The organism is Staphylococcus sp. CoH_129_LAB_1 (genome assembly GCF_058191515.1).
This window is the reverse complement of record NZ_JBXWKZ010000028.1, coordinates 1-14,619: the sequence shown is the minus strand read 5'-3', so window position 1 is coordinate 14,619 and position 14,619 is coordinate 1. Positions and strand designations below refer to the sequence as shown.

The window sequence follows — 14,619 nt, the reverse complement described above, 5'->3', positions numbered from 1 at the left end:
GCTTTTTTGATATAAAAGAGAGATTTAACTTTTAAATTACTTATTATAATGTGTAAGTACTTCAAACCCAGTATCAGTGACTAAAATATCATCTTCAATTCTGACGCCAGCGACATTAGGTACATAAATGCCAGGTTCAATTGTAATCACCATACCTGCTTCAAGTAAATTTGTATTTGTACTTGATACATCTTGATATTCATGTTCTTCTAAACCGAGTCCATGTCCTAATCGATGAGGGAAGAAATCACCGTACCCCGCTTCTGAAATAATGTCTCTAGCAATTTTATCTATATTTTGTAAAGGAACTCCTGGTTTAATTGCTTCAATGGCACTTTGTTCCGCTTTTAATACCACATCGTAAATCGTTCTTGCTTCTTTACTTGGTTCACCAAATTTTACAGTTCTTGTCATATCACTACAATAATGATTATAAACTACACCTAAATCGAATAAAACATATTCATTCTTAACTAATGTTCGATCTCCAGGTGTACCATGCGGAGATGCAGCATGGTCTCCAAATAATACCATTGTATCAAAGCTCATTTCACTGACACCATATTTTTTAATTTCATTCTCAATATGATTTACAACTTCTCTTTCAGTTACGCCTTCAGATAAAAATGAAACACCAATATCTATACATTTATCTGCAAGTTCAGCAGCTTTTTTTATATTTTTAACTTCTTTTTCATCTTTAATATTTCTTAGCTTTTTTATAGTTAAATCGATATCTTCATACGTTTCAACGTTAAAGTTATTTGTCAGTTCTCGTTGACGTTTAACAGTGAGATGTTCACTTTCAATTAATAATTTATTAAATGTATGGGGTGCTAAATCGAAAGGACTTTCAGTATCTAAATAGCCAACAATATTTCCATTAAAAGGTGAATGCTTAACTTCTTCAACTTCCATTTTAGGACAATATAATGTGCATTCACCATTTGAAGTTATAAGTAACGCAAACAATCTTTCATGAGGTTCACTTTTATAACCTGTGAAGTAGAATATATTAAGTGGAGTAGTAATCCATGCTGCATCGGCATTTTTATGTTTTAATGTTGCGATAATTTCGTCTGTTTTAGTCATAATACGTATCCTCCTATAGTTTAATCAATTTAATTTTACGTCTAAATAGAAATGAATTCAAAGTGTTTTCAAGTTATAAATGTAATTATCAGGGTATAATAATAGTATTAAGTTATAGGAGGTTCTATATATGAAACTTTCATTTCATGGACAATCAACGATTTATTTTGAAAGTAATGGTAAAAAAGTAATTGTTGATCCATTTATTTCTGGTAATGATAAAAGTGATTTAGATGAGCAGACATTAGATGTGGACTATATTATTTTAACGCATGGACATGGCGATCATTTTGGTGATGTGGTTGAATTAGCTAATCGCAATCATGCTACAGTTATTGGTTCTGCTGAAGTACAAGGCTATCTAACAACTTACCATGGAATTGAACATGCTCATGGTATGAATATTGGCGGTAAGTATAAATTTGAGTTCGGTACAGTGAAATTTGTTCAAGCCTTTCATAGTTCAAGTTATACTAATGAAGATGGAATTCCTATTTATTTGGGTATGCCAATGGGTGTCATCATTGAAGCAGAAGGTAAAACGATTTATCATGCAGGAGATACTGGTTTATTTAGCGATATGAAATTAATTGCTGAACGACATCCAGTAGATGTATGCTTTATTCCTATTGGTGATAATTTTACTATGGGGATTGAAGATGCAAGTTATGCAATAAATGAATTGGTTAAACCTAAAATTTCTGTTCCTATCCATTACAATACATTCCCATTAATTGAACAAGATCCAGAGAAATTTAAAGAAGCAGTAACACAAGGAGAAGTACAAATTTTACAACCAGGTGATGAAGTCACGTTTTAATAATCTATAGCATGAGCCTGAGTCTTAATCCCTTCAAAGTAGACATTAGAAGATGAAAGCTTTGAAGGGAATTTTTTTACAAAAAAACAAATGTATCCATATCAGTAGGATACATTTGCCTCTTATAATTTTAAATATAATTTATAAGTTAATTAAAATTATTTAACTATTAAAACAGGGATAGTAGCACGTTTAGCAACTTTATGACTAACACTACCTAAAACAAATTTCTTTTGTTCTTCAACTTTGTGGTTACTTAATACGACAATGTCGTATTTACCACTATTAGCATGTTTTACCAATTCATCTTTTGGATTTCCACGAACGATGATTTGATCATAATCAATACCGTATTCTTTTAAAGTACGGCGTGTATGTTCAAGTCCTTGATCACGACGATGTGTCAATTCTTCGATGTGAGTACCTCCTTTAATTGAGGCTTGGATGTCCTGTTCACCAATCGCATTCATGATTGTAACAACAGTATCCGGTCCAGCTAATTTTGAAATTTCCTTCAATGCTTTGTCATTTTTTAATTGAGTATCTACACCTAGTAATATGTTTTTATACATAGGTCATCCCTCCTTATAATTCAATTATATATTTATTGATTTAATATTTCCATCAAATATATATTTTTATTATTTAAATTAACTGCATTTATTTATATTAAAAACAAAATGATACCGATATATCAGTTTTTGATACTTTTGTCACATTCAAATCGATTTTTATAAATAAAAAAGTTATAATATATTAGACATTGTCTAAAAATGAAGAGGGTTGAAAATGACTAAACATGAACAAATTGTATCTTATATAGAATCATTAAATATAGGACAAAAAATTTCAGTTAGAAAAATAGCCAAAGTAATGAATGTTTCTGAAGGGACTGCTTATAGAGCAATCAAAGATGCTAGTCAACTTGGCTTTGTAACTACCATCGATAGAGTGGGTACGGTTCGGATAGATAAAAAGAGTCGTGAACAAATTGAACATCTTACTTTTCAAGAAATTGTGAATATTATTGAAGGTGACATCATAGGTGGAAAAAATGGTTTAAATAAAACTGTTAGTAAATTCGCAATAGGAGCTATGGAACTAAAAGATGTAGTAAAGTATATTGGAAATCAAACGTTGTTGATTGTAGGTAACCGTCCTGAAGTTCAGATGGAAGCATTAAAAAGAGGAAGCGGTATACTTATTACCGGTGGATTTAGCACAGCTCAAAATATTATTGATTATGCAAACAAAGAGGAACTACCTATTATTTCATCAAACTATGATACATTTTTAGTAGCTAATATCATTAATAGAGCAATGTATAATCAAATGATACGAAAAGAGATACTTATTGTTGAAGATATCGTAAAACCAATCAATGATATGACGGTAATCTTTGATGAAATGGGTTTAGATGACTATATTTCTCGATCAAAAGTAACAGGACACTCTCGTTTTCCAGTAGTAAATAAAGATTGGAAACTTGTAGGAATTGTAACGAGTAAAGAAATTATTCAAATGAACGAAGATGATAAGATTAATAAAGTTATGACAAGACGACCTATCAATGTTGAATTAACAACTACTGTAGCCAATTGTGCCCATATAATGATTTGGGATGGGATTGAAATTTTACCCGTCACTACAAGAAATAAAAAAGCAATAGGTGTTATTACACGGAATGATGTTTTAAAAGCAATGCAATTAATTGGAAGACAACCTCAAATTGGAGAAACCATTATCGATCAAATTGCTAAACACATCTCAATAAATCATGATGAGACTACTGTCGAAATTTCACCAGTATTAACAAATCAATATGGTACATTGAGTAAAGCTGTATGTGTCGCAATTATTGAAGAGACAATTAAACATGAATTGCGTAAGTATAAGAAAGTAGATGTTATGATTGAAAGCTTGAATATTATTTATATTAAAAATGTCGCAATTGAAAGTACAATTTACGTAGCGTATAACATGTTAGATGTGGGAAGAAATTTTGCTAAATTAGAAGTGACAATGACTTGTAGAAATGAAAAGGTTGCAAATGCAATGATTATATGTCAAATGTTTGAAGATATTTAAAATAGTTTTTGAAATTAAAGGAGAAAAGAAATGGTAGAAATTTTTAATAAAATAATGAATGAAATTGATAAATATGAAACTGTTATTATTCATAGACACGTACGTCCTGATCCAGATGCATATGGTTCACAGTTAGGCTTAAAATATTATTTGCAACAGAAATTTCCTGAAAAGTCTATTTATGCAGTTGGACAACCAGAATCTTCTTTAGCATTTATTGGAGATTTAGACATAGTTAAAGATGAAACATATCAAGATGCTCTCGTGATTGTTTGTGATACAGCGAATGCACCTCGTATCGATGATCAAAGATTTAACCAAGGTAAAGGTTTAATTAAAATTGATCACCATCCGGCTACTGATCAATATGGAAGAATAAATTATGTGGACACCAATGCGAGTTCAACAAGCGAAATTATTTTTGATTTTATTACACATTTTAATGATATTAAAATTATCGATGAAACTGTCGCACGTGTTCTATATTTAGGAATTGTCGGAGACACAGGTCGTTTCTTATTTAGTAATACTACACCACATACCATGAATGTCGCTAGTCGTTTGTTAGAATTTCCATTTAATCATAACGATGTATTAAATCAAATGGGTGAAAAAGATCCAAAACTTTTGCCATTTCAAGGATATATTTTACAAAACTTCCAATTAAGTGAAGATCATCAATATTGCCAAATTAAGATTACAAAAGATGTCCTAAATCAATTTCAAATTGCACCAAACGAAGCATCTCAGTTTGTGAATACAGTAGCGGATATCAAAGGTCTAAAAATATGGATGTTTGGTGTTGATGAAGGTAATCAAATTAGATGTCGATTACGTTCTAAAGGTATCACTATTAATGATATAGCTAATCAATTTGGCGGTGGAGGACATCCAAATGCGTCTGGAGTTTCTGTTGAAAATTGGGAACAATTTGAGACTTTAGGTGAAGCTTTGCGACAAAAACTTTAAATTAAGAAAGGAAGTCATACATGTTTGTACATTTGAATATTCATTCAACATATGATTTATTATATTCAAGTCTAAAAATTAATGATGTCGTATCGAAAGCAAAAGAAAATGAATATCAAGCACTTGCAATTACAGATACGAACGTATTATATGGCTTCCCTAAGTTTTATGATGCATGTGTTAATGAGGGGATTAAGCCAATATTTGGTATGACTGTAATGGTTTCTGATGAAATTAGCACAGTTGAAACAGTATTATTTGCAAAGAATAATAAAGGACTACATGATTTGTATCATCTTTCTTCTGCGATTAATATGAAACAAAAGGCTACGATTCCCCTAAAATGGTTACAAAAATATAGTCACCATCTTGCGATTGTTTTTAAGGATGCTAATTCTTCTCATCAATCACTAATTCAATCATTAAAGAATCATGATTCAGTATTTATAAATCACACAAGTCAATTAGATTTTTCTGATGATAGAATTATCTTTCTTCATAATGCAAGATATCTAAATCCTGAAGATGCAGATACAATACCTGCTTTAGAAGCAATAAAAAATAATACAAAATTGGATTTAGTAAATGATATCAAAGATGGTCATGAATATTTTCCAACTATTGAAAATATTAAAGAACTTCAATTGCCTAAAAAAATAATAGCTAATACAAAGGCTTTAGCTGATAAGTGTAACGCAGAAATTCAATACCATCAAAATCTATTGCCTAACTTTAAAACGCCTAATCAACAAAGTGCTAAATCCTATCTTTTAGAAAAGTTAAAATATCATCTTAAAGAATTTAAATTAGATAAAGATCAGCGGTATATTAATCGATTACAGCATGAATATTCAATAATAACAAACATGGGTTTCGAAGATTATTTTCTGATAGTGAGCGATTTAATACATTTTGCAAAAACGCATGATGTGATGGTTGGACCTGGGCGTGGTTCATCTGCAGGATCTTTAGTTAGTTACTTATTAGGTATCACGACTATTGATCCAATTAAATTTGATTTATTATTCGAGCGTTTTTTAAATCCAGAACGTGTCACTATGCCAGACATAGATATCGATTTTGAGGATACGAAAAGAGAAAAAGTGATTCAGTACGTACAAGAAAAGTATGGTCAATATCACGTATCAGGTATCGTCACTTTTGGTCACTTATTAGCAAGGGCTGTAGCGAGAGATGTAGGACGTATTATGGGATTTGACGACAAAACATTAAATGAAATATCGAATTTAATCCCTCATCAATTAGGTATTACACTAGAAGAAGCCTATCAAAATGAAAAATTTAAAGCATTTGTTCATAAAAGCTATCGTCACGAAAAATGGTTTGAAATTAGTAAAAAACTAGAGAGCTTGCCACGTCATACATCAACCCATGCTGCAGGAATTATTATTAATGATAAACCATTGTACAATTTTGCTCCTTTAACAAGTGGAGACACAGGTATATTGACTCAATGGACAATGAATGAAGCAGAACGATTGGGTTTATTAAAAATTGACTTTCTTGGTCTTAGAAATTTATCAATTATTCATCAAATTATCACTCAATTAAAAAAAGATTTAGATGTTGATATTGATATAGAACGAATTCCTCTTAATGATCAAAAAGTATTTAAATTACTATCTCTAGGAAACACTACTGGTATATTTCAATTGGAATCAGAAGGTGTTAGAAAAGTATTAATGGAATTACAACCTGAACATTTTGAAGATATTGTTGCTGTAACATCATTGTATAGACCTGGTCCGATGCAAGAAATACCTACATACATTTCAAGAAGACATCGTCAGAGTGAAATTAAGTATTTACATCCTGATTTAGAACCAATTTTGAAAAAGACATATGGTGTCATTATTTATCAAGAACAAATTATGCAAATTGCTAGTCAATTCGCTAATTTCAGCTACGGTCAAGCAGATATATTAAGACGTGCAATGAGTAAAAAAAATAGAGCTATTTTAGAAAATGAACGTCAACACTTTATTGAAGGTGCCATTAGTAATAATTATGATTTATCAATTAGTGAACGTATTTTCGACTTAATATTAAAGTTTGCGGATTACGGTTTTCCAAGAGCTCATGCTGTGAGTTATTCTAAAATCGCATATATCATGGCTTATTTAAAAGTGCATTATCCTAATTATTTTTACGCGAATATTCTCAGTAATGTTGTAGGTAATGAAACAAAAACAGCAATGATAATAGAAGAGGCTAAAATACAAAACTTAAATATATTACCTCCAGATATTAATAACAGTCATTGGTTTTACAAAGCAACGAAAAAAAATATTTATTTATCTTTGGGAGCAATAAAAGGTGTGGGATATCAAAGCGTTAAATCTATTGTAAAAGAACGATATGAAAATGGATTATATAAAGATTTTTTTGATTTCACAAGAAGAATTCCTAAAAGAATTAAAACTAGAAAATTACTAGAAGCATTAATATGTGTAGGTGCATTTGATTCATTTGGTAAGACTAGATCAACGTTATTATCTACAATTGATGAAGTTATTGATCAAGTTTCAAATGTTGAACAAGATGAATTTATATTTAATATGTTAACACCGAAACAGTCATATGAAGATAAAGAAGAGTTCAGTGATCAAATGATTAGTGCTTATGAGAAAGAATATTTAGGTTTTTATATTTCTAACCATCCAGTTGAAAAAATGTTTTATAATAAACAATTTTTAGGTATATTTACCATTAATAATAGCTCGGATTATCAACCTATACTTGTTCAAATCAATCAATTCAAGCAAATTAGAACAAAAAATGGACAACCTATGGCTTTCTTAGTTCTAGATGATGGTAGGACAACCATTGACGGTGTCTTATTTCCAGACAAGTACAAACAATATGAAACTATAATCCAACAACAAAATGATATTCTAGTCGTTCATGGCAAATTCGAAGAACGAAATCAAAAGAGACAAATTATTATTCAAAATATTGATACAATTAACGATTTTGAAAGTAACAAATTAACTCGAGCTAAAAAAATAATGATTAGAAACGTCAATCAATTAGAAGATATTAAATCATTCTTAGTAGATAAATCTACGAATAGTGAGTTAGAAGTAGTTTTATTGAATGAAGTTCAACAACAAACTCAATTTATAGGATTTTTACAAAAAGAAATAAAGCAAATGGAAAGGTTTATAAAGATGTTCAAGCCTAGCGACATCAGAATTATATAGCTTTTATATGCAAAAAAATTATGATATAGTTAGTTGATGGTCTTAAAGTAGACTAATAATTTTATTAATTTTTTTAATCTCTTAATTTAGTAATATGTATCATATAAAAATTAAATTTAATCGTTATAAAATTTCTTTTTGTCGAAAGTAATCTAATCAAAAATAAAATTAGGGGTTGATTGAATGTCTTTGAGAGACGATGCACTGCAAATGCATAAAGAAAATCAAGGTAAATTAGAAATTACACCTAATGTTAAAGTAACCAATAAGGAAGAACTGAGTTTAGCTTATTCCCCAGGGGTAGCAGAACCATGTAAAGAGATACATGAAGATCCAAGAACTGTCTATGATTATACAATTAAACGGAATACAGTGGCTATTGTTTCTGATGGAACAGCTGTGCTCGGTTTAGGAAATATTGGTGCTGCTGCCAGTATACCAGTAATGGAAGGTAAAGCAGTATTATTTAAAAGTTTTGCTGGTATTAATGGCGTACCGATTGCTTTAGACACAAAAGATACTGAAGAAATTATTAGAACAGTAAAATTAATTTCTCCTAATTACGGAGGAGTTAATCTAGAAGATATTTCAGCGCCTCGTTGTTTTGAAATTGAGGAAAGATTAAAAAAAGAAACAAATATACCTGTTTTTCATGATGATCAACATGGCACAGCAATAGTAACAATGGCTGGTTTAATTAATGGATTAAGAATCGTAGATAAGAATATTTCAGATATTAAAGTTGTGGTGAATGGCGCCGGTGCTGCAGGTATAGCAATTGTAAAATTGTTAGATGCATATGGAGTTAGAAATATTATTATGTGTGATTCTAAAGGAGCAATTTACGAAGGGCGCTCTTATGGTATGAATGAAACTAAAGAGTATGTGGCCAAGTTTACAAATAAAGATAAAATCGATGATTCATTAGAAAATGTGATTAAAGATGCAGATGTGTTTATTGGTGTTTCAATTGCGGGTTTACTTTCTAAAAATATGGTAAAATCAATGGCTGATGATTCAATTATTTTTGCGATGGCAAATCCAAATCCAGAAATCAAACCTGATGACGCAAAAGAGGCAGGAGCTAAAATAGTAGGAACAGGACGCTCTGATTTTCCAAATCAAATTAATAACGTGTTAGCTTTTCCAGGTATTTTTAGAGGTGCCTTAGATACTGAATCTACACATATAAATGAAAACATGAAAAAAGCAGCAGTTGAAGCAATTGCAAATTTAATTGATACTAGTGAATTAAATCCAGATTATTGCATTCCAGGACCATTCGATAAAAGAGTGGCTCCATCAGTGGCACGAGATGTAGCACGAGCTGCTATGGAATCAGGTGTTGCACGTATTGAAGTGGATCCTCAAGACGTATATGATAAAACAATGAAGTTAACAGATTTAAAATAAAGAAAATTTAAAAGTAGCTATTTAATATAACGAAATTATTGAGTAAGTTATGCGGAGGTTTACGCATGTTTAAAGATTTTTTTAATAGAAGTAGTAAGAAAAAGAAATATTTAACGGTGCCGGATTCTAAACAAAATGACGTACCAGCGGGTATAATGACTAAATGCCCTAATTGTAAAAAAATAATGTATACAAAAGAATTAACTGAAAATTTAAACGTATGCTTTAATTGTGATCATCATATCGCATTGCCTGCATATAAAAGAATAGAAGCAATTTCTGATGAAAATTCTTTCAATGAATTTGATAAAGAAATGATTTCTTCTAATCCTTTAGATTTTCCTGGTTATCAAGAAAAAGTAGAAAAAGATCAAAAGAAAACTGGATTAAATGAAGCTATCGTGACTGGAACAGCTACACTAGATGGTGTAAAATATGGTGTCGCTGTTATGGATTCGCGCTTTAGAATGGGAAGTATGGGATCAGTCGTAGGTGAAAAAATCTGTAGAATCGTTGACTACTGTACAGAACATCGTTTACCTTTTGTTTTATTTTCTGCAAGTGGTGGTGCCAGAATGCAAGAAGGTATTATTTCATTAATGCAAATGGGTAAAACAAGTGTTTCATTAAAAAGACATTCTGATGCTGGGTTATTATATATTTCATATTTAACACATCCTACTACTGGTGGTGTATCAGCTAGTTTTGCTTCTGTAGGTGATATTAATTTAAGCGAACCTAAAGCTTTAATTGGTTTTGCTGGACGCAGAGTGATAGAACAAACAATTAACGAAAAATTGCCAGAAGATTTCCAAACTGCTGAGTTCTTATTAGAACATGGTCAATTAGATAAAGTTGTGCATAGAAAAGATATGAAAGCAACACTTTCTGAAATTTTAAAACTACATCAAGAGGTGAAAACAAATGCTTGATTTCGAGAAACCATTATATGAAATTAAAGAAAAGATTAATTCATTGAAGGAATCTCAGGAAAAAAATGATGTCGACCTGCAAGATGAAATTGACTTGTTAGAAGCCTCTTTGGAAAGAGAAAGGAAAAAAATATATACTAATTTAAAACCTTGGGATCGAGTACAAATTGCAAGACTTCAAGAAAGACCAACAACACTTGATTATATTCCACATATCTTTGATTCATTTATTGAATTACATGGAGATCGTAATTTCAGAGATGATCCTGCTATGATTGGCGGTATAGGTTATTTAGATAATCAACCTGTAACTGTAATAGGTCAACAACGTGGAAAAGATACTAAAGATAATATTTATCGTAATTTTGGAATGGCTCATCCTGAAGGATACCGTAAAGCTTTACGCTTAATGAAACAAGCTGAAAAATTTAATCGTCCTATTTTTACGTTTATTGATACAAAAGGTGCATATCCAGGAAAAGCAGCTGAAGAACGTGGACAAAGTGAATCTATTGCCAAAAATTTAATTGAGATGGCTTCGCTCAAAGTACCTGTGATTAGTATTGTCATTGGTGAAGGTGGAAGTGGCGGTGCGCTTGGAATTGGTATAACTAACAAATTATTAATGCTTGAAAATAGCACTTATTCTGTTATTTCTCCAGAAGGGGCAGCAGCATTACTATGGAAAGATAGCTCATTAGCAAAAATGGCTGCTGAAACAATGAAAATTACTGCAAAAGATTTATTAGATTTAAAAGTGGTAGATGAAGTGATAAATGAACCACAAGGTGGAGCTCATAGAGATATTATTTTTCAAGCAAAACAAATTAAACAATCTTTTATTCATCAGCTTAATGAATTAAATAAATTAGATGGTCAAGCACTTGCGGAGCATCGATTTAATAAGTTTAGAAACATAGGCACTTTCATTAATTAATACAGATTGACTAGAAATTTTAATTAAATTTCTAGTCATTTTTTTTGAATAAATTAAATTTAAAATTTAAAACGTTTACATATATATAATCTATCAATATTAATGGAATAGATAATAAAATTATGGTAATTTATACATGAAGATTATTATAGTTAGGAAAGGGTATGTCGCTATGAAGAGAATTGCGGTATTAACAAGTGGTGGAGATTCACCAGGCATGAATGCTGCTGTTAGAGCAGTCGTACGAAAAGCAATTTATAATAATATCGAAGTTTTTGGTATTTATCAGGGTTATCAAGGTTTACTTGATGATAATATTCATAAACTCGAATTAGGAAGTGTTGGAGATACGATTCAACGAGGAGGAACTTTTCTATATTCTGCTAGATGTCCTCAGTTTAAAGATGCGAGTGTAAGACAAAAAGGTATTGAGAATTTACACAAGCATGGTATTGAAGGACTAGTAGTTGTTGGTGGAGATGGCAGTTATAGAGGTGCTCAACGTATTAGCGAAGAAACAACCGATATAAAAACAATTGGTATTCCTGGAACAATTGATAATGATATTAATGGTACTGATTTTACTATTGGTTTCGATACAGCATTAAATACGATTATTGACTGTGTCGATAAAATCAGAGATACTGCTTCAAGTCATGCGAGAACTTTTGTTGTAGAAGTAATGGGACGTGATTGTGGTGATTTAGCACTGTGGGCTGGATTGTCAGTAGGTGCTGAAACAATCTTAGTTCCAGAAGAGCAAACAGATATTAAAGATGTTGCTGAAAAAATTGAAAGTGGTATTAAACGTGGAAAAAAACATTCTATCGTTATGGTAGCAGAAGGTTGTATGAGCGGCCATGAATGTGCAGAACAATTAACTAAATATATCAATGTTGATGCACGTGTATCTGTTCTTGGTCACATCCAACGTGGTGGTAGTCCATCTGGTGTAGATCGAGTGCTTGCTTCAAGATTAGGCGGTTATGCTGTAGAATTGTTAATGCAAGGTCAAACAGGATTCGGCGTAGGTATTCAAAATAACCAACTTACTGCAACACCATTTGATGAAATTTTCAATAATGAAAGCCATAAATTCAACACTCGTATTTATGACTTAGCAAAAGAATTATCTATTTAATTTAGGAGGCTTTTATAATGAGAAAGACTAAAATTGTATGTACTATAGGACCTGCTTCAGAGTCTGAGGAAATGTTAGAAAAATTAATGAATGCTGGAATGAACGTTGCGCGTTTAAATTTCTCTCATGGTAGTCATGAAGAACATAAAGCACGTATTGATTCAATTCGTAAAGTATCTAAAAAATTAGGTAAAACTATTGGTATTTTATTAGATACTAAAGGACCTGAAATTCGTACACATGATATGAAAGACGGTTTAATTGTACTTGAAAAAGGTAAAGAAGTTATTGTGAGTATGTCTCAAGTTGAAGGTACACCTGAAAAATTCTCAGTCACATATGAAAACTTAATTAATGACGTTCAAGTTGGTTCATACATTTTATTAGATGATGGTTTAGTAGAATTACAAGTTAAAGACATCGATAAAGATAAAGGCGAAGTTAAATGTGAAATCTTAAATACTGGTGAATTAAAAAACAAAAAAGGTGTAAACTTACCTGGTGTTAAAGTAAACTTACCTGGTATCACTGATAAAGATGCTGCAGATATTAAATTTGGTATTAAAGAAGATATTGATTACATTGCAGCAAGCTTTGTACGTCGTCCTAGTGATGTATTAGATATTCGCGAAATTTTAGAACAAGAAAATAATGATAATATTACTATCTTCCCTAAAATTGAAAACCAAGAAGGTATTGACAATATCGAAGAAATTTTAGAAGTATCTGATGGTTTAATGGTTGCTCGTGGTGACATGGGTGTTGAAATTCCACCTGAATCTGTGCCAATCGTTCAAAAAGATTTAATTAGAAAATGTAATAAATTAGGAAAACCTGTTATTACTGCAACTCAAATGCTTGATTCAATGCAACGTAATCCGCGTGCAACAAGAGCTGAAGCAAGTGATGTTGCTAATGCAATCTATGATGGTACAGATGCAGTTATGTTATCTGGTGAAACAGCTGCAGGACAATATCCTGAAGAAGCAGTTAAAACAATGAGAAATATTGCAATTTCTGCTGAAGCTGCTCAAGATTACAAAAAATTATTATCTGATCGTACTAAATTAGTAGAAACATCATTAGTAAATGCGATTGGTGTGTCTGTAGCACATACTGCTCTAAACTTAAATGTTAAAGCAATTGTAGCTGCAACTGAAAGTGGTTCAACAGCGATTACAATATCTAAATATCGTCCACATTCAGATATTATTGCAGTAACACCTAGTGAACATACTGCAAGACAATTAGCATTAGTATGGGGTGCATATCCTGTTGTTAAAAAAGGACGTAAAACAACAGATGATTTATTAAATAATGCAGTAGCAACAGCCGTTGAAACTGAAAAAGTTGGCAATGGTGATTTAATTATTATTACTGCTGGTGTTCCAACAGGTGAAAAAGGTACAACTAATATGATGAAATTACATTTAGTTGGAGATGAAATTGCTAAAGGCCAAGGTGTTGGTCGTGGTTCTACTACTGGTAAGACAATTATTTCTAAAACAGCTAGTGATTTAGAAGGAAAAGATTTAAGTGAATCAATTATTGTGACTAATTCAGTAGACGAAAGCTATGTACCTTATGTTGATAAAGCTGCAGGTTTAATTACTGAAGAAAATGGTATAACATCTTCAAGTGCAATCGTTGGTCTTGAAAAAGGAATTCCAACTATTATTGGTGTTGAAAATGCAACTAAAGAATTGAAAAACGACTTATTAGTTACTGTTGATGCAAATCAAGGTAAAATCTTTGAAGGACATGCGAATGTTCTTTAATTAAGACTAACTTTATAAATATTCTTAGATAAAAAATTAGAAAAGCGAGAATAACCACTTCGGTGGATTAAATTCTCGCTTTTTTTCATGTAATTTAAACACAATAAACAATAAATATTTTAAACTGATTAAAAAAGAAGTATCTGACGAAGGCACTGAACCCTTAAAATGGGAACTTAATAAAAACACTATGTTCTAGGCTGCTAATTCTCTGTATTTTACAGG

11 protein-coding genes are annotated in these 14,619 nt (G+C 31.2%); 9 read left to right on the top strand and 2 right to left on the bottom strand.

What is annotated here, in order from left to right; all coding sequences use genetic code 11:
* Positions 1-36: 36 nt before the first annotated feature.
* Complete coding sequence (locus tag AC2FB1_RS08680) at positions 37-1,092, bottom strand: M24 family metallopeptidase (protein WP_490674822.1); 1,056 nt, start codon at positions 1,090-1,092, stop codon at positions 37-39.
* A 130-nt stretch (positions 1,093-1,222) separates the two neighbouring features.
* Between AC2FB1_RS08680 and AC2FB1_RS08675 the strand changes: the two genes are divergently transcribed.
* Positions 1,223-1,912 (top strand): metal-dependent hydrolase, encoded by a 690-nt coding sequence (locus AC2FB1_RS08675; RefSeq protein ID WP_490674821.1) that lies wholly within the window; start codon positions 1,223-1,225, stop codon positions 1,910-1,912.
* Positions 1,913-2,070: 158 nt separating this feature from the next.
* Here AC2FB1_RS08675 and AC2FB1_RS08670 read toward each other — a convergent pair whose 3' ends face one another.
* Positions 2,071-2,484, bottom strand: a complete 414-nt coding sequence (locus AC2FB1_RS08670; protein WP_490674820.1) for a universal stress protein — start codon at positions 2,482-2,484, stop codon at positions 2,071-2,073.
* Between the two features lie 217 nt (positions 2,485-2,701).
* Here AC2FB1_RS08670 and AC2FB1_RS08665 point away from each other — a divergent pair, with 217 nt between their 5' ends.
* The 8 genes from AC2FB1_RS08665 to pyk all read left to right on the top strand — a co-directional run bounded on the left by AC2FB1_RS08665 (position 2,702) and on the right by pyk (position 14,394).
* Complete coding sequence (locus AC2FB1_RS08665; RefSeq protein WP_490674819.1) at positions 2,702-4,000, top strand: DRTGG domain-containing protein; 1,299 nt, start codon at positions 2,702-2,704, stop codon at positions 3,998-4,000.
* Between the two features lie 30 nt (positions 4,001-4,030).
* The gene (locus AC2FB1_RS08660) at positions 4,031-4,969 is read left to right on the top strand and encodes a DHH family phosphoesterase (protein ID WP_490674818.1); all 939 of its coding nucleotides are present in this window, start codon (positions 4,031-4,033) and stop codon (positions 4,967-4,969) included.
* A 20-nt stretch (positions 4,970-4,989) separates the two neighbouring features.
* Complete coding sequence (locus AC2FB1_RS08655; RefSeq protein WP_490674817.1) at positions 4,990-8,193, top strand: DNA polymerase III subunit alpha; 3,204 nt, start codon at positions 4,990-4,992, stop codon at positions 8,191-8,193.
* Between the two features lie 183 nt (positions 8,194-8,376).
* Entirely contained in the window at positions 8,377-9,606 is a 1,230-nt protein-coding gene (gene ystJ / locus AC2FB1_RS08650) for an NADP-dependent malic enzyme (RefSeq protein WP_490674815.1), read from the top strand.
* A gap of 65 nt (positions 9,607-9,671) precedes the next feature.
* The gene (accD, locus tag AC2FB1_RS08645; RefSeq protein WP_490674814.1) at positions 9,672-10,538 is read left to right on the top strand and encodes an acetyl-CoA carboxylase, carboxyltransferase subunit beta; all 867 of its coding nucleotides are present in this window, start codon (positions 9,672-9,674) and stop codon (positions 10,536-10,538) included.
* A complete protein-coding gene (locus tag AC2FB1_RS08640) occupies positions 10,531-11,475 on the top strand; it encodes an acetyl-CoA carboxylase carboxyltransferase subunit alpha (RefSeq protein WP_490674813.1) in 945 nt (314 codons plus the stop codon). Before accD ends, AC2FB1_RS08640 begins: the two co-directional genes overlap by 8 nt.
* Positions 11,476-11,647: 172 nt before the next feature.
* On the top strand, positions 11,648-12,616 hold the full coding sequence (gene pfkA, locus AC2FB1_RS08635) for a 6-phosphofructokinase (protein WP_490674811.1): 969 nt from the start codon (positions 11,648-11,650) through the stop codon (positions 12,614-12,616).
* 17 nt (positions 12,617-12,633) lie between these two features.
* Complete coding sequence (pyk, locus tag AC2FB1_RS08630) at positions 12,634-14,394, top strand: pyruvate kinase (protein WP_490674810.1); 1,761 nt, start codon at positions 12,634-12,636, stop codon at positions 14,392-14,394.
* Positions 14,395-14,619 lie beyond the last annotated feature (225 nt).